This window comes from Mycobacterium kyogaense (genome assembly GCF_003254575.1).
Lineage (GTDB): Bacteria > Actinomycetota > Actinomycetes > Mycobacteriales > Mycobacteriaceae > Mycobacterium > Mycobacterium kyogaense.
In genome coordinates this window covers 1-15908 of record NZ_QJUA01000024.1, presented here as the reverse complement: position 1 = coordinate 15908, position 15908 = coordinate 1, and the positions used below count along the sequence as shown (strand labels likewise).

Genomic DNA, 15908 nt, shown 5'->3' with positions numbered 1-15908 from the left:
CGAACAAGGGAGAAAGAGATATGTCCGAGCGCGTCATCCTGGCGTATTCCGGCGGTCTGGACACCTCGGTGGCCATCAGCTGGATCGGCAAGGAGACCGGCCGCGAAGTGGTCGCGGTGGCCATCGACCTCGGGCAGGGCGGCGAGGACATGGACGTCGTGCGCCAGCGCGCCCTGGACTGCGGTGCCGTCGAGGCCGTCGTGGTCGACGCCCGCGACGAGTTCGCCGAGCAGTACTGCCTGCCGGCGATCCAGTCCAACGCGCTCTACATGGATCGCTACCCGCTGGTGTCGGCCCTGAGTAGGCCGCTGATCGTCAAGCACCTCGTCGAGGCGGCCCGCGAGCACGGCGGCGGCACCGTCGCCCACGGCTGCACCGGCAAGGGCAACGATCAGGTCCGCTTCGAGGTCGGCTTCGCCTCGCTGGCGCCCGACCTGCAGGTGCTGGCCCCGGTGCGCGACTACGCGTGGACCCGTGAGAAGGCGATCGCCTTCGCCGAGCAGAACGACATCCCGATCAACGTGACCAAGCGCTCGCCGTTCTCGATCGATCAGAACGTCTGGGGCCGCGCGGTGGAAACCGGCTTCCTGGAACAGCTCTGGAATGCGCCGACCAAGGACGTCTACGACTACACCGAGGACCCGACGGTCAACTGGAGCAGTCCCGACGAAGTGATCGTCGGATTCGAGAAGGGCGTGCCGGTCAGCATCGACGGCCAGCCGGTGACGGTGCTGCAGGCGATCGAAGCACTCAACGCCCGCGCCGGGGCGCAGGGCGTGGGCCGCCTCGACGTCGTCGAGGACCGGCTCGTCGGCATCAAGAGCCGCGAGATCTACGAGGCGCCCGGCGCGATGGTGCTCATCACCGCGCACACCGAACTCGAACACGTCACGCTGGAACGCGAATTGGGCCGGTTCAAGCGCGGCACCGACCGCAAGTGGGGCGAGCTGGTCTACGACGGCCTCTGGTACTCGCCGTTGAAGTCCTCGCTCGAGGCGTTCGTCGCGCACACCCAGCAGCACGTCACCGGTGAGATCCGGCTCGTGCTGCACGGCGGTCACATCGCGGTCAACGGCCGGCGCAGCGCCGAATCGCTGTACGACTTCAACCTCGCCACCTACGACGAGGGCGACACCTTCGACCAGTCCTCGGCCAAGGGCTTCGTGCACGTGCACGGGCTGTCGTCGAGCCTTTCGGCGCGGCGGGACCTGGCGGGGGATCGATGAGCCGCTTGCGCGAAGAGCAACAGCCGTGAGCACGAACGAGGGGTCGCTCTGGGGTGGCCGGTTCGCCGACGGTCCCTCGGATGCGCTTGCCGCACTGAGCAAGTCGACCCATTTCGACTGGGTGCTGGCGCCCTACGACGTCGTCGCGTCGAAGGCGCACGCGCGGGTGTTGCACCGCGCCGGGCTGCTGACCGATGAGCAGCGCGACGGGCTGCTCGCCGGGCTGGACAGCCTGGGCGCCGACGTCGCCGACGGCAGCTTCGGCCCGCTCGCGACGGACGAGGACGTGCACGGTGCGCTGGAGCGGGGCCTGATCGACCGCGTGGGTGCCGATCTGGGCGGACGCTTGCGTGCCGGCCGATCGCGCAACGACCAGGTGGCCACGCTGTTCAGGCTGTGGCTGCGCGACGCGATCCGCCGGGTCGCCGACGGCGTGTTCGACGTCGTCGCCGCGCTGTCCACCCAGGCGGCCGCGCATCCCACCGCGATCATGCCGGGTAAGACGCATCTGCAGTCCGCGCAGCCGATCCTGCTGGCCCACCATCTGTTGGCGCACGCTCACCCGCTGCTACGCGACGTCGACCGGCTCCTCGACGCCGACAAACGAGCATCGGTGTCACCGTACGGATCGGGTGCGCTGGCCGGGTCGTCCCTGGGGCTGGATCCGGATGCGATCGCCGAGGAGCTCGGTTTCTCCGCCGCCGCCGACAATTCCGTCGATGCTACGGCGGCGCGCGATTTCGCCGCCGAGGCGGCATTCGTCTTCGGCCTCATCGCGGTCGACCTGTCCCGGTTGGCCGAGGACATCATCCTGTGGAGCACCACCGAGTTCGGGTACGTGCGGTTGCACGACGCGTGGTCGACGGGCAGCTCGATCATGCCGCAGAAGAAGAACCCCGACATCGCCGAACTCGCCCGCGGCAAGGCCGGTCGTCTCATCGGCAACGTGACCGGGTTGCTCGCCACCCTCAAGGCCCAGCCGCTGGCCTACAACCGTGACCTGCAGGAGGACAAGGAGCCCGTCTTCGATTCGGCGGCGCAGCTCGAGTTGCTGCTGCCGGCGATGGCGGGCCTGGTGGCGACGCTGGACTTCGACGAGGACCGGATGGTCGCGCTCGCCCCGCTGGGATACACACTGGCCACCGACATCGCGGAATGGCTTGTGCGCCGCGGTGTTCCATTCCGTGTGGCACACGAGGCGGCCGGTGCGGCGGTGCGCGCCGCGGAGGCGCGCGGCGTCGGTCTGGAGGACCTCGAGGACGCCGAACTCGCCGCGATCCATTCCGAGCTCGGTCCCGAGGTTCGCGACGTCCTGACCGTCGAAGGGTCGGTCAATTCGCGTGACGCGCGGGGCGGCACCGCCCCGGTCCAGGTGGCCCGGCAGCTCAGCGCGGTCCGGGCTGCGTCCGACGACTTGCGAATCCGGCTGCGCCGCTAGCATCTGCCACCATGGACTCCGCCGAGCAGCCCGCGGTGCCGAGCCGCCGCGCCCGGCTGCGGCCTCGAATGCGGCGCTGGCTGGCGGAACGTCCGGTGCGGCAGTGGTGGAAGGCGGCGCTCGCCGTGGTCCTCGCAGTCGCGGCACTGTTCGGCGGTCTCGACACCGTCAACACCGGGGCCGTCCCGTTCGCCGCCGACGAGGATTTCTCCGACGGTCAGTACACCGTCACCGTCCACGGCGCCACGCTGCTACCGAAGGTCACCGGCGGTAACCGCACCATCGGCCCCGCCCAGCCGGGCAAGCGGTACCTCGGTGTGACGGTCACGCTGACCAACGACGGCACAACGCCGGGACGCCTGCGCAACGAGCTCGATCTGCGGGACGTGCCGGGCAAGGAGTTCTTCGGCGCGTGGCGCATCCGCGACGGGTCGCAGGTCCAGACCCTCGGACCCGGGTTGACGGAGAAGCTCGCCTACCTGTGGGTGGTGCCGCGCGACGCCCTGCAGCCGGGCGACACGGTCAGCGTGCGGGTGTGGAAGAAACAGTTGAAGCAGCTGATGGTGACCTACGGCGGTAAGGAGTGGCTGGACAGCCTCACCGACTACGGTGTCACCGAGCTGACCGTGAAGGAACCCGGATGAGTGGGGCGAGGATACGGTCGACGCTGTCGGCGGTATGCGTCCTCGTGTTGGTCGCGGCGGCGGCGCTGGTCTGGCACAACCTTCCCACGCCGACCGATCTCTACGGGCCCTTCGACGTGCACGGCAAGGCCGGTGAGCCCGTGCGCGGTCGCGGCGTCACCGCCACCGTCACGTCGGTTCGTGTTGCACCACTGGTCAATTCGGTGCCGGCCGCCGGCCGGTGGGTCGTCGTCGAGACGACGGTGGAGGCCCAGGGCAGCACCGATGTGCCGCACGCCGACCTGCTCGTCGGTCCGAACACCTACATTCCCACCGACCGCTTCCTGACCGCAACCCTCGGGCGTTCCCTGGCGCCGGGGATCGAACAGCGCGGCAGCTGGGTCTTCGACGTCGCGTCGGCGCTGATCGACGACGATGATCTCGACTCGCTCGTGCTGCGCATCTGGGTGGGCAGCGACCTGCTCGACTCACGGCTCGTGATCGCCATTCCGCCGGAAGCGATCGGTCGCAGCGCCGAGTTGCGGCTGGCGCCGTCGGAGGCGAGCGCATGAGACCCACACAGCTGTGGCAGCGCAACGTCCTTGGCGCCGTCGTGGTCGTCTGCGCGCTCGCCGTGTACGTGATCATCGACTTCCGAGCCGACTGGTCGGCCTACCGGCACTCTGTCGAGCCCCGCGTCGTGATCGGAAAGGGCGAGAGCGGTTCGGCCGGCGGGCAGACCTGGCGGTTGACGTCGATCACGCATCTGAATCGCAGCCCGACGCGGTTCGGGCCGCCGCTTCCTGCCGGCACGGTGCTGACCGTGCTCGACGTCGACAGATCCGGAACCCCCGACCAGGGTTACTGCACCGCCGTGATCACCGACGGCACCACGCGCTGGACGGCCGAGGGCGTCGGTGGTTACACCCCGATCCCGCCCGAGGGGGTGACGTCGCTGTGCAACCTGCCCGGGCCCGTGCAGTTCACGTTCCTGCTGCCCGACGACGTGGTGCCCACAGCCCTGGACGTGACGAACAACGGTCAGATCACGGTGCGGATGGTGCTGTGACCTGCTGCGGGCGTACGTGTTCGAGACAGTACGCCACGGTCGACGCGATGAGGCACACCCGCAGCGGCTCGATGATCAGGTGTGACAGGAAGACCAGGGTGGGGCGCACGGCATCCCAGTAGGCCTGCGGGTGGGGTCCCAGCAGCCAGGCCGCGCCGCGGAAGAGATTTCCGGCGCGCACCTCGGGCCGGTAGAAGCTGCCCGCCATGTCCAGCCAGGCCAGCCCGAGATAGCCGAGTACGTAGAGCGCCAACGCGAGCACGCCGCCATGCAGGATGAGCCGCGCGGAATCGGTGATCGGCCGGTAGTTGCCGAGCCGGGACAGCACCACGTCGCGCGCCTCCGAACGGCGGACCTCCGGCAGCTGCGACCACCGGTCCCGCACCCGCTTCTGCCGCGTCGCGGCGCGCTCGAAGATCAGGTCGGCGCGCTGACCGGCGACGCGGCGTGCGGCGCTGCGCCAGTCCGCGGGCATCGACACGCCGTAGACGATCGCCGCGACGGCCAACCACAGCAGCGGGATCGTCGCGCCGCCGAACACGGTGCTCACAGTCCACGTGACTGTGTCCCACATGACCTCGAGAGGCCGGAAGTGGGAGAACAGCTCGGCGCGAGTCTCGGTGAACCACACCACGATCCGCCGCTGCGAGAGCCAACCGGTCGGGTTGATGAAGAACGTGACGTCCTGGCTGGCGGCGAAGCTGAGGCCGAGGAAGACCCAGAGTGCGTCGACGTACACCCGGACCGCGATCATCCACCGCGGCATCACGTCCTTGAACCGGCTCAGCACGTAGCGCAGGACGAGCGCCGCGACGATCAGCACCAGCGTCACGGTGCCGACGGGCAGGGACTCGGGATGCAGATCGGCGGTGCCGGGGGTCGTCATCGCGTCGCCGATGCGATAGTCCAGCGCGCGGTTCTCGTAGGCGATCCAGTCCTCGGCGAACATCTTCCACGCCAGGTAGATCGCGAAGAACGGCACGATGACGGTGGCGAAGACATCGACGCGGCGCGCGGTGCGGGTCGGCAGTGCGGCCAGCGCCGGGATGCCCTGCCGGAGCACGAAGAACATCGCCACGTAGGACCCGAGCCGCGCCAGACCGGCCAGCGGCATGATCAGCGCGGCCCACAGGTCGTTGTCCCACCCGGCCCACGCAGCCAGCTCGATCGCGGCCCGGCGCCCCAGCAGCCCGAGCAGATAGCAGGCGGCGAGCTGAGGCCAATACCGCCAGCACAGCACGAAAGGGCGCGCGACATAGGACAGCCCCGTCCTCATCCGGCGTCCTCGGCCAGCTCGAGCCAGGCCTGCTCCAATTCGTCCTTCCGAGAGAGCAAGTCGCCGAGCTCACCGTTGAGTTCGCCGGCCCGCACGTGGTCGGCGGCGGCGTCGGCCATCGCCTCGTGCACAGCGGCGATCCGGTCGTCGAGCTTGGCGAGCTGGTTCTCGATCCTCGACATCTCCTTGCCCGCGCGGCGATCGCGCGCCGCGGCGGATTCACCGCGCACCGGGTCGGTGCGCGCGGGCGCCGGGGCATCGGCCGCCGACCGTGAGGCCAGGTACTGCTCGACGCCCCCGGGCAGCAGATCGCAGCGTCCGCCGCCGGTCAACGCGTAGGTCACGTCGCTGACGCGCTCGAGGAAGTAGCGGTCATGGCTGACCACGATCAGCGTGCCGGGCCAGCCGTCGAGATAGTCCTCGATGACGGTCAGTGTCTCGATGTCGAGATCGTTGGTCGGCTCGTCGAGCAGCAGCACGTTCGGCTCGTCGAGCAGCAGCCGTAGGAACTGCAACCGCCGCCGCTCACCGCCGGACAGCTCGCCCAGGCGGGTGGTCAGCTTGTCTCCGGTGAAGCCGAAGTCCTCCAGCAGCGTCGAGGTGCTGACCTCGCGACCGCCCGCGACCTCGGTCAGACGCTTGTTGCTCTCGACCGCGTCGAGCACTCGCTCGTCGGGATGCAGTTCGGTGAGGGCTTGGCTCAGGTATCCGATCGACAGCGTCTGACCGCGCTTCACCGTGCCCGAGGTCGGGGGTATCTCACCGATGAGGAGCTTGAGGATCGACGACTTCCCGGTGCCGTTCACCCCGACCAGCCCGATGCGCGCGCCCGGCCCGATCGACCAGTCGATGCCGTCGAGGAGCGTGCGGGGCGGGTCGCCCACCTGCAGGCCGACCCGGTGCAGATCGAACACGTCTTTGCCGAGCCGCGAGGTGGCGAAACGCTGCAACGCCAGCGAATCACGCGGCGGCGGCTCGTTCGCGATCAGGTCGTTGGCGGCCTGGATGCGGAACTTCGGCTTCGACGTCCGCGCCGGCGGCCCGCGCCGCAGCCACGCCAGTTCCTTGCGCATCAGGTTCCTGCGCCGCGCCTCGGTGCCTGCGGCCATCCGCATGCGTTCGGCGCGCGCCAGCACGAACGCCGCATAGCCGCCCTCGTAGGCGTCGACCACGCCGTCGTGCACCTCCCAGGTGCTCGTGGCGACCGCGTCGAGGAACCAGCGATCGTGGCTGACCACCACCAGCGCCCGCGCCGGCCGCGCGGACAGGTGCTCGGCCAGCCATCCGATCACCTCCACGTCGAGGTGGTTGGTGGGTTCGTCGAGCACCAGCACGTCGTGGGCGGCCAGCAGCACCTCGGCGAGCGCGACGCGGCGCCGTTCGCCGCCGGACAGATCCGCTGCCGGGGCGTCCAGCGACACCCCGGACAGCAGGTGTTCGACGACGGCACGAGTGTTCGCCTCGGCAGCCCAGATGTGGTCCGGCCGACCCCCGACGATCACTCCGCGCACCGTGTCCTCCGGCGCGAAGTCGTCGGCCTGTCGCAGATAGCCGACAGAGAGCCCTGACGTGTGGGTGGCCCGTCCGGAATCGGGTGCCAGTGTGCCGGTGAGGACCTTGAGCAACGTCGTCTTGCCGTCGCCGTTTCGGCCGACCACACCGATCGCGTCGCCCTCTTCGACACCGAGACTGACCGCATCGAGCAACGTACGGGTGCCGTAGCCCACGGTCACCTTTTCCAGGTTGATCAGGTTCGCCATCAGGCGCCGATGATAGGCCTCCGCTGTGCCATGATGACCTCTGCACTGGGGGGATCAGAGGTTCGGGGTCGGCGATAGGGGAGCAGGCGTTGGTGGATCTGTCGGCGATCACCGGCCCGTTCGGTCGGTTGGTCGCGACCGCTCAGAACGGTCTCGAGGTGCTCCGCTACGGCGGCCTGGAGACCGGATCGGTGCCTTCGCCGTTCCAGATCGTGGAGAGCGTGCCGATGTACCGGCTGCGCCGCTACTTCCCGCCCGACGCCCGGCCCGGCGCCGCACCCGCGGGCCCGCCCGTGCTGATGGTCCACCCGATGATGATGTCGGCCGACATGTGGGACGTCACCCGTGAGGACGGGGCGGTCGGCATCCTGCACCGCGCCGGCGTCGACCCGTGGGTGATCGACTTCGGTTCGCCGGACAAGGTCGAAGGCGGCATGCAGCGCACCTTGGCCGACCACATCGTGGCGCTCAGCGAGGCAGTCGACACGGTCAAATCGGTGACCGGGCGCGATGTCCACCTGGCCGGCTACTCGCAGGGCGGCATGTTCGCCTACCAGACCGCGGCCTACCGCCGCTCGAAAGATCTGGCGAGCCTCATCGCATTCGGCTCACCGGTCGACACGCTGGCGGCGTTGCCGATGAACCTGCCGGCCACCCTCGCCCCGGCAGCCGCCGATTTCATGGCAGACCACGTCTTCAGCCGCATCGACATCCCCGGGTGGATGGCCCGTACCGGCTTCCAGATGCTCGACCCGATCAAGACCGCTCAGTCGCGGGTGGAGTTCCTGCTGCAGCTGCACGACAGGGAAGCCCTGCTCCCGCGCGAGCAGCAGCGCCGTTTCCTGGCCTCTGAGGGCTGGATCGCGTGGTCCGGCCCGGCGATCTCCGAACTGCTCAAACAGTTCGTCGCCCACAACCGGATGATGACCGGGGGCTTCTCCGTCCACGGCGATCTGGTGACTCTGTCGGACATCGACTGCCCGGTGCTGGCGGTGGTCGGCGAGGTGGACGACATCGGTCAGCCCGCCTCGGTGCGCGGCATCAAGCGGGCCGCACCGCAGGCCGACGTGTACGAGTTCCTGATCCGCGCCGGACATTTCGGTCTGGTCGTCGGGTCCAAGGCGGCCAACCAGACGTGGCCGACGGTCGCGCAGTGGGTGCAGTGGCTCGACGGGTCCGGGGCCAAGCCCGAGGGCGTGGCGCCGATGGCGCTGTCACCCGCCGAATCCTCGGAAAGTGGGGTCTCCCTGACCTCCCGGCTGGCGCACGGCACCGCCGCGGCGACGGAGATGGCACTCACGCTGGCGAAGTCCGCTGCCGATGCGCTGGTCGCGGCGAATCGGTCGGCACGCACGCTCGCCGTCGAGACCGCACGCACCCTGCCCCGCCTCGCGCGACTGGGCCAGGTCAACGATCACACCCGGATCTCTTTGGGCCGCATCATGAGTGAGCAGGCCCGGGATGCCCCGCAGGGTGAGGCGCTGCTGTTCGACGGTCGCGTGCACACCTACGAGGCGGTGGATCGCCGCATCAACAACGTCGTGCGCGGCCTGATCGGGGTCGGGGTGCGTCAGGGCGCGCGGGTCGGCGTGCTGATGGACACCCGGCCCAGCGCGCTGGTCGCGATCGCCGCGCTGTCGCGGCTCGGGGCGGTCGCGGTGCTGATGCCCCCCGATGCCGACCTCGCCGCGGCGGCTCGGCTGGGCGCGGTCACCGAGATCATCGCCGACCCGGGCCACCTGGACGCCGCCCGCACCCTCGATACGCGGGTGCTCGTCCTCGGTGGCGGCGAGTCCCGCGACCTGCACCTGCCCGACGACGCGGGCGTCATCGACATGGAGCAGATCGACCCGGAGCGCGTCGAACTGCCCGGCTGGTACCGCCCCAACCCCGGACTTGCCCGCGACCTGGCCTTCATCGGATTCAGCACGATCAGCGGTGAGCTCGTCGCCCGGCAGATCACCAACTACCGGTGGGCGTTGTCGGCGTTCGGCACCGCGTCGGCGGCGAACCTCGGCCGCAACGACACGGTCTACTGCCTGACGCCGCTGCACCATCAGTCGGGTCTGCTGGTGAGTCTGGGTGGCGCGGTGGTGGCGGGTGCGCGCATCGCACTGTCCCGGGGACCGCGGCCTGACCGCTTTCTGCAGGAGATCCGGCAGTACGGCGTGACGGTGGTGTCCTACACGTGGGCGATGCTGCGGGAGGTGATCGACGACCCCGAGTTCTCGCTGACGGGCAATCACCCGGTGCGGGTGTTCATCGGTTCCGGTATGCCCAGTGGGCTGTGGAAACGGGTCGTGGAGGTCTTCGAACCGGCCAAGGTCGTCGAGTTCTTCGCAACCACCGACGGGCAGGCGGTACTGGCCAACGTCGCCGGTGCGAAGGTCGGCAGCAAGGGCAGGCCGCTGCCCGGTGGCGGGGAGATCGCGCTGGCCGCCTACGACCCCGAGGACAACTTGATCCTCGAGGACGACCGCGGTTTCGTCCGCCGCGCCGACACCAACGAGGTCGGCGTCCTGCTCGCTCATCCGCGTGGTCCAGTCGATCCGCTGGCCTCGGTCAAGCGTGGCGTGTTCGCGCCGGCGGACACCTGGGTGTCCACCGAATACCTGTTCCGTCGTGACGAGGACGGCGACTACTGGCTCGTCGACACCCGGGCCGCGGTGATCCACACCGCGCGCGGACCGGTCTTCGCGGCCACGGTCAACGACGCGGTCAGCCGCCTCGGCGCGGTCGACATGGCGGTCACCTATGCGGTGCCCGTCGACGCCCACACGCTGGCGGTGACGGCGTTGGCGCTGCGCCCGGGCGGCAGCATCACGACAGCTGATCTCTCCGAGGCGCTTTCCGATCTGCCCGTCGGCGCGGCGCCTGACATCGTGCACGTCGTCGCCGACATGACGTTGACCGCCACGTACCGCCCACTCGCCGGACCGCTGCAGGCAGACGGTGTTCCGAAAGCGTCCCGTAACGCCTGGTACCGGGATGCCGATACCCATCGGTACAAGCGGTTGACTGCGGCTGTTCGCAGCGAGATTGCCGGCACACAGCAGTGATGCCGGGCGCGTGCCTCACTGTTAGGCTCGCGCTGGCGACTCGAGGAGGATTCATGTCACCACGCACCTGGCGCCGCGCCGCCGGAACAGCGCTGGCCGGTGCCGCGCTGGTCGGAGGCATTGCCGCGGGGCTGTCGGCCCCGGTGGCGGCCGCTGATCCGGCCGCAGCGCCGGCGACAGGCGATGCGCCTCCGCCGGTGTCACCCGATCGGATCCTCATGATGATCAACGAGCAGTACAACACCGGGTCGGGTGGCGGTCAGGTCTCGAAGCTGATCGATCAGGTGATGACGCTGCGCATGCAGGGCTTCAAGCCCTCGCGCGCCAACACCGCGGCACTGGCGGATGCACTCGACAAGCGTCCGAACCAGGCTCCGCTCGTCGAAGCTCTGCAGGCGACGCTGATGACGCAGCGCAAGATCAAAATGCAGGCATCCAATCAGGTCCAGCAGCCCGCGGTGCCGCCGCCGGCGACTCCGGGCATCGTGCAGGCGCCGATGGGGCCGAGCTGGGGCCCGGGCAATCCGATGATCCAGGATCCCAACGACACGATCTTCCCGATGCCCGGTCGGACGGGATGACGCTCGATCCCGCACTGCTCGAGTTGCTCGTGTGCCCCGAAGACCGGGGTCCTCTTCTCTACGTCGATGGGTGTCTCTACAACCCTCGGCTGCATCGTAAGTACCGCATCGACGACGACATCCCGGTCCTGCTGATCGACGAGGCCGTCACGGTGGACGACGACGAGCATCGACGTCTGGCCGCCGCGGCCGACGGCGCCTGACCGTCAGTCGATCGCGCGGAGCGCGGGCAGGTCGCCGGTCAGGTAGCGCTGCAGATTCGGTGCGATGGTCTCCGCGACCTGATCGACCGGCAGGGATCTGAACGGTTCGAGCTCGAGTATGTAGCGCGCCATCACCACGCCGACCAGCTGCGACGCGACGAATTGCACGCGGATGCGGCCGGTGCCGGGCGGACTGTCGACCCGGCTGCCCACTTCCGCGGCGATGACGTCCTGCAGAAAGCTGCGGACCATGGAGACGTCGCTTCCGGCCAGCAACGATCGCAGCGTGGCGATGAATCCCTTGCCCATCTCCGAATCCCACAGCGGCAGCAGGAGCGACGGCAGTACGTGGCCGATCTCTTCGACCGGGACCTCGCGCAGCGGGCCGATCACCGACATGGGGTCGATCGGAATGTGGATCGCGGCAGCGAACAGTTGGGTCTTGGTACCGAAGTAGTGGTGCACCAATGCGCCGTCGACGCCGGCTCCGGAGGCGATCGACCGGATCGAGGTGTTGTCGAACCCGTTGCGGGCGAACAGGTCTCGCGCGACGGCCAGAATGCGATCGCGGGTGTCTGAGGCGCCCGGAGGCCGCCCCGGACGTTTGCGGTCCTGGTCGGTCGTCACGGTGCCTACGGTGTCCTTCGCCTCAGTGTCGCTGCGGCCAGGGCGAGCGCCGACACCGCGAAGCCGGTGACGATCAGGAAGTCGCGGACGGCCAGCGACGTCAGCTCGGCGTGGGCGCCGACCTGGCGGAGTGCCTCCAGAGCGTAGCTGGCCGGCATCGCGTTGCTCGCCCACTGCAGCCAGTCGGGCAGCTGCTCGCGCGGCACGATGATGCCGCAGAGCAGCAGCTGCGGCGCGATGACCAGCGGCATGAACTGCACGGCCTGGAACTCGGTGCGGGCGAACGCGCTACACAGTAGGCCCAACCCGACCCCGAGCACCGCATTGACGATGGCGATCGCGAAGACCCAGACCGGACTGCCCGCGGTGTCGAGACCGAGCAGCCAGAACGACACCAGGCAGGCGAGGGTGGCCTGCGCCGCCGCGGCGAGCGAGAACGCGGTGCCGTAACCGCCGAGCAGCGCGAAGCGACCCAGCGGTGTGGTGAGGATGCGCTCCAACGTGCCCGACACCCGCTCCCGCTGCATGGTGATCGACGTGATCAGGAACATCACGATGAGCGGGAAGACACCGAGCATGACCAGGCACGCGTTGTCGAACGGCGACGGCATGCCCGGCCGGGTGGGCACGGCGTCGAACATGAAGTACATCAGCGCGATGATCAGGCTGGGCACCAGCAGGATCATCGCGACGCTGCGATGATCGCCGGCCAGCTGCCGCAGGATGCGCACAGTGGTGGCGAGGTAGGCGCGCCACCTCCGGTCCCGGCGGGCCGCCGTCAGGCCCGTGCGGCTGCGGTGCCGTGCCGGATGACGGACAGGAACGCTTCGTCCAGCGACTGACATGCGGTGTCCTCTCGGAGTCTGTTCGGGGTGGTGTGCGCGAGCAGCCGGCCCTCGCGCATCAGCAGCAGGTCCTGACAGTGGTCGGCCTCGTCCATGACGTGGCTGGAGATCAACAGCGTGGTGCCGTGCCGCGCGAGAGCGGCGAACCGGTCCCACAGGTCGGCGCGCAGGACCGGGTCGAGGCCCACGGTCGGTTCGTCGAGTACCAGCACCTCGGGGTGCCCCACCAGCGCGCAGGCCAGTGACGCTCGGGTGCGCTGGCCGCCGGAGAGGTTGCCGGCGAGCGCGGTGCGATGCGTGCCGAGGCCCACGGCGTCGAGGGCCTCGTCGATATCCGCCGCATCGCTGCCGAACAGCGCGGCGAAGTACCGCACGTTGTCGACGACGCGGAGATCGGGATAGATGGTCGGCTGCTGCGTGACGTAGCCGACGCGATGGCGCAGTGCCGCGCAGCCGGCGGGCAGGCCGAGCACCCGTACGGATCCGCTCGACACGATCTGTGTGCCGACGATGCTGCGCATCACCGTGCTCTTGCCGCATCCGGACGGCCCCAGCAGACCGGTGATGGTGCCGCGCGTCACGCGGACGGTGACATCGTCCACTGCGGTCCTGCCACCGCGGCGGACGTGCAGATTCTCGATGTCGATCGCGGCGTCGCGCGGCAGCGACGTTAATTCATCGTGCGATGAACTCATCATGTGATGAATAGTGCGCCTGGTCGCGGAACGGTGTCAAGAGCAGCCGTAGGATGGCGACCGATGGTGGACGACACCGAGCTCAGCCCCGAGATAGAGCCCGCATCCGGGGCTGATCGTCTGGCCGTCGATCCCGTTCGAGCCGCCCGGCTTTTGCTCGGCGCCCGGCTGACGGGCCGCGAGGTCACGGCGACGATCGTCGAAGTCGAGGCATACGGGGGACCGGCCGACGGGCCGTGGCCAGACTCGGCGTCGCACTCGTTCCGCGGGCGCGGGGGGCGCAACACCGTGATGTACGGCCCGCCGGGTCACCTGTACACCTATCGCAGTCACGGCATCCACGTGTGCGCGAACGTGGTGTGCGCCACCGATGGTGTCGCCGGTGCGGTACTGCTGCGAGCGGCAGTGATCGACGACGGCGTGGGTGCCGCCCGCGATCGCCGGGGCGAGCTGGTCAAAGAGTCCGCACTGGCCAGAGGCCCAGGCAATCTGTGTTCGGCACTCGGCATCGAGATGGGGGACAACGGCCTCGACCTCTTCGATCCGCTTGCGCCGGTCCGTCTTTCGTTGGGGCGCCGTCTGCGCGCAGCCGAGGGACCCCGCACCGGGGTCAGCAAGGCTGCCGATCGCCCGTGGCGCTTCTGGGTGGCAGGTCGTGCGGAAGTGTCGCCCTACCGACGTAGTCCGCGGGCACCGGCTCCCGGCGACAGCGACTAGTACGGGAAGATCGGTGCGTGGGAAGTGACATCCTCGACGAATTGGACTGGCGTGGGCTGATCGCGCAGTCGACCGACCGTGACGCACTCGGAGAAGCCCTGGCCGACGGCCCGGTCACCGTGTACTCCGGGTTCGACCCGACCGCTCCCAGCTTGCACGCCGGGCACCTCATCCCGCTGTTGACGTTGCGGCGATTCCAGCAGGCCGGGCACCGCCCGATCGTGCTCGCCGGCGGTGCGACGGGCATGATCGGCGACCCGCGTGAGGTCGGCGAACGCACGCTGCAGACCGCGGACACGGTCGCGGACTGGGCCGTGCGAATCCGCGGTCAGCTGGAGCGGTTCGTCGATTTCGACGACTCGCCGACAGGCGCGATCATCGCGGACAACCTGTCGTGGACCCAGGAGATGTCAGCGATCGAGTTCCTTCGTGACGTCGGCAAGCACTTTTCGGTGAACGTCATGCTCGACCGGGACACGGTGCGCCGACGTCTAGAGGGCGAGGGCATCACGTACACCGAGTTCAGCTACATGCTGTTGCAGGCCAACGACTTCGTGGAATTGCATCAGCGGTACGGGTGCTCGCTGCAGATCGGTGGTTCCGATCAGTGGGGGAACATCATCGCCGGCGTGCGGCTGGTCCGTCAGAAGGCGGGCGCCGGAGTACATGCGCTGACGACGCCGCTGGTGACGGATTCAGAGGGCAGGAAGTTCGGGAAGTCGACCGGCGGCGGCAGCCTGTGGCTCGATCCGGAGATGACCAGCCCCTACGCCTGGTACCAGTACTTCATCAACACCGCCGATGCTGACGTCGTCGGGTATCTGCGGTGGTTCACCTTCCTCGACGCCGGCGAGATCGCCGAACTCCAGGAGGCCACCGCCGAACGTCCGCATGAGCGCGCCGCCCAGCGCCGCCTCGCGCGCGAACTCACGACCCTCATCCATGGCCAGGCGGCCACCGATGCGGTGGAACTCGCCAGCCAGGCGCTGTTCGGTAGGGGAGAGCTGACCGATCTCGACGAGCGCACCCTCGCGGCTGCGTTGCGGGAGGCCGGTAACAACGATGTCGTGGAAGTGCCTCCCGCAGGCGAGGATTCGATCGTCGACCTCCTGGTCGCGACCGGTTTGTCTGCCAGTAAGGGGGCGGCTCGGCGGACGATCGCCGAAGGTGGCGTGTCGGTGAACAACGTGAGGATCGCCACAGAAGAGTGGGTGGCACAGCCGTCGGACTTCCTCCACGGGCGGTGGCTCGTGTTGCGCCGCGGCAAGCGCAATGTCGCCGGCGTGCACAGGGCCGGCTGACATCTGGGCCGAAAAGTCCAGGTCAGGGAGTTTTGGTGGGCCGGGAACAACTGCGCACGCCCATGCGTTGTCACTTCAGCAGTCAACGCACGCCAGCCGTGCGCGCGCTGGGATCGGCCCGAAAAAGCCGCCCTAGCAGGCCATTTGACTCGGCGTTATCCCTGACGTAACTTATCGGAGTCGCTGCGACACGGGCCAAAACCCGGAGAGCGCGGCCGACTCCCGAGAGGTCACTCACTTAGGTGAGGGTCCTCATTTGCCCGCAGTAGCGATCGCGGCTTTTAGCCGCGGGATCTTTGCGCGGTCAGTCGGGGCTGTTGTTTGAGAACTCAATAGTGTGTTTGGTGGTTTTTGTTTGTTGTTTTTTGTTGTGTCCGCATTTTCCCGTTTGGGGGCGCAACGTTTTTTTGCCAGATGTTTCTGGTGTTTGTGATCGGATTTTTCTGATTCGGATTCTGCCCGGTCTTGTATCGGGAGTTTTTGTTTGG

General features: G+C 68.6%; 16 protein-coding genes. 10 read left to right on the top strand and 6 right to left on the bottom strand.

Going from position 1 to position 15908, the window contains the following annotated elements:
• Positions 1 to 20: 20 nt before the first annotated feature.
• Genes DMB80_RS16670 through DMB80_RS16650 form a run of 5 tightly spaced genes read left to right on the top strand, consistent with a single transcriptional unit; the run spans position 21 to position 4356 of the window.
• Positions 21 to 1226 carry an argininosuccinate synthase gene (locus tag DMB80_RS16670; protein ID WP_111510887.1) on the top strand — a complete coding sequence of 402 codons (1206 nt, stop codon included), beginning with the start codon at positions 21 to 23 and terminating at the stop codon, positions 1224 to 1226.
• Positions 1227 to 1251: 25 nt separating this feature from the next.
• Complete coding sequence (gene argH / locus DMB80_RS16665; protein ID WP_111510886.1) at positions 1252 to 2664, top strand: argininosuccinate lyase; 1413 nt, start codon at positions 1252 to 1254, stop codon at positions 2662 to 2664.
• Positions 2665 to 2675: 11 nt separating this feature from the next.
• Positions 2676 to 3308: a DUF4352 domain-containing protein gene (locus DMB80_RS16660; protein ID WP_111510885.1), complete on the top strand. Its 633-nt coding sequence runs from the start codon at positions 2676 to 2678 to the stop codon at positions 3306 to 3308.
• Positions 3305 to 3859, top strand: coding sequence for a hypothetical protein (locus DMB80_RS16655; protein ID WP_111510884.1), 555 nt, complete (start codon positions 3305 to 3307; stop codon positions 3857 to 3859). The genes DMB80_RS16660 and DMB80_RS16655 overlap by 4 nt, the downstream gene beginning before the upstream one ends.
• The gene (locus DMB80_RS16650; protein WP_111510883.1) at positions 3856 to 4356 is read left to right on the top strand and encodes a hypothetical protein; all 501 of its coding nucleotides are present in this window, start codon (positions 3856 to 3858) and stop codon (positions 4354 to 4356) included. Before DMB80_RS16655 ends, DMB80_RS16650 begins: the two co-directional genes overlap by 4 nt.
• Here DMB80_RS16650 and DMB80_RS16645 read toward each other — a convergent pair.
• On the bottom strand, positions 4334 to 5632 hold the full coding sequence (locus DMB80_RS16645) for a hypothetical protein (RefSeq protein ID WP_240431234.1): 1299 nt from the start codon (positions 5630 to 5632) through the stop codon (positions 4334 to 4336). The genes DMB80_RS16650 and DMB80_RS16645 overlap by 23 nt on opposite strands.
• The gene (locus DMB80_RS16640) at positions 5629 to 7392 is read right to left on the bottom strand and encodes an ABC-F family ATP-binding cassette domain-containing protein (RefSeq protein ID WP_111510882.1); all 1764 of its coding nucleotides are present in this window, start codon (positions 7390 to 7392) and stop codon (positions 5629 to 5631) included. Before DMB80_RS16640 ends, DMB80_RS16645 begins: the two co-directional genes overlap by 4 nt.
• An 89-nt stretch (positions 7393 to 7481) precedes the next feature.
• Here DMB80_RS16640 and DMB80_RS16635 point away from each other — a divergent pair, with 89 nt between their 5' ends.
• Genes DMB80_RS16635 through DMB80_RS16625 form a run of 3 tightly spaced genes read left to right on the top strand, consistent with a single transcriptional unit; the run spans position 7482 to position 11235 of the window.
• Positions 7482 to 10451 carry an acyl-CoA synthetase gene (locus tag DMB80_RS16635; RefSeq protein ID WP_420812193.1) on the top strand — a complete coding sequence of 990 codons (2970 nt, stop codon included), beginning with the start codon at positions 7482 to 7484 and terminating at the stop codon, positions 10449 to 10451.
• Between the two features lie 53 nt (positions 10452 to 10504).
• Complete coding sequence (locus tag DMB80_RS16630) at positions 10505 to 11032, top strand: hypothetical protein (protein ID WP_111510880.1); 528 nt, start codon at positions 10505 to 10507, stop codon at positions 11030 to 11032.
• Positions 11029 to 11235 (top strand): Trm112 family protein, encoded by a 207-nt coding sequence (locus DMB80_RS16625; RefSeq protein ID WP_046365253.1) that lies wholly within the window; start codon positions 11029 to 11031, stop codon positions 11233 to 11235. Before DMB80_RS16630 ends, DMB80_RS16625 begins: the two co-directional genes overlap by 4 nt.
• Before the next feature lie 3 nt (positions 11236 to 11238).
• On the opposite strand, the gene DMB80_RS16620 is transcribed toward DMB80_RS16625, so the two are convergent.
• Genes DMB80_RS16620 through DMB80_RS16610 form a run of 3 tightly spaced genes read right to left on the bottom strand, consistent with a single transcriptional unit; the run spans position 11239 to position 13405 of the window.
• The gene (locus DMB80_RS16620; RefSeq protein ID WP_111510879.1) at positions 11239 to 11862 is read right to left on the bottom strand and encodes a TetR/AcrR family transcriptional regulator; all 624 of its coding nucleotides are present in this window, start codon (positions 11860 to 11862) and stop codon (positions 11239 to 11241) included.
• A gap of 5 nt (positions 11863 to 11867) precedes the next feature.
• Complete coding sequence (locus DMB80_RS16615) at positions 11868 to 12707, bottom strand: ABC transporter permease (RefSeq protein ID WP_111510878.1); 840 nt, start codon at positions 12705 to 12707, stop codon at positions 11868 to 11870.
• The gene (locus DMB80_RS16610) at positions 12641 to 13405 is read right to left on the bottom strand and encodes an ABC transporter ATP-binding protein (protein ID WP_111510877.1); all 765 of its coding nucleotides are present in this window, start codon (positions 13403 to 13405) and stop codon (positions 12641 to 12643) included. The genes DMB80_RS16615 and DMB80_RS16610 overlap by 67 nt, the downstream gene beginning before the upstream one ends.
• Positions 13406 to 13465: 60 nt before the next feature.
• Between DMB80_RS16610 and DMB80_RS16605 the strand changes: the two genes are divergently transcribed.
• Entirely contained in the window at positions 13466 to 14119 is a 654-nt protein-coding gene (locus tag DMB80_RS16605) for a DNA-3-methyladenine glycosylase (RefSeq protein ID WP_111510876.1), read from the top strand.
• Positions 14120 to 14136: 17 nt separating this feature from the next.
• Entirely contained in the window at positions 14137 to 15420 is a 1284-nt protein-coding gene (gene tyrS, locus DMB80_RS16600; protein ID WP_111510875.1) for a tyrosine--tRNA ligase, read from the top strand.
• A 252-nt stretch (positions 15421 to 15672) separates the two neighbouring features.
• Here the strand turns inward: tyrS and DMB80_RS28390 are convergent.
• On the bottom strand, positions 15673 to 15908 hold a 236-nt coding region (locus DMB80_RS28390), incomplete at its 5' end, for a hypothetical protein (RefSeq protein WP_205538731.1).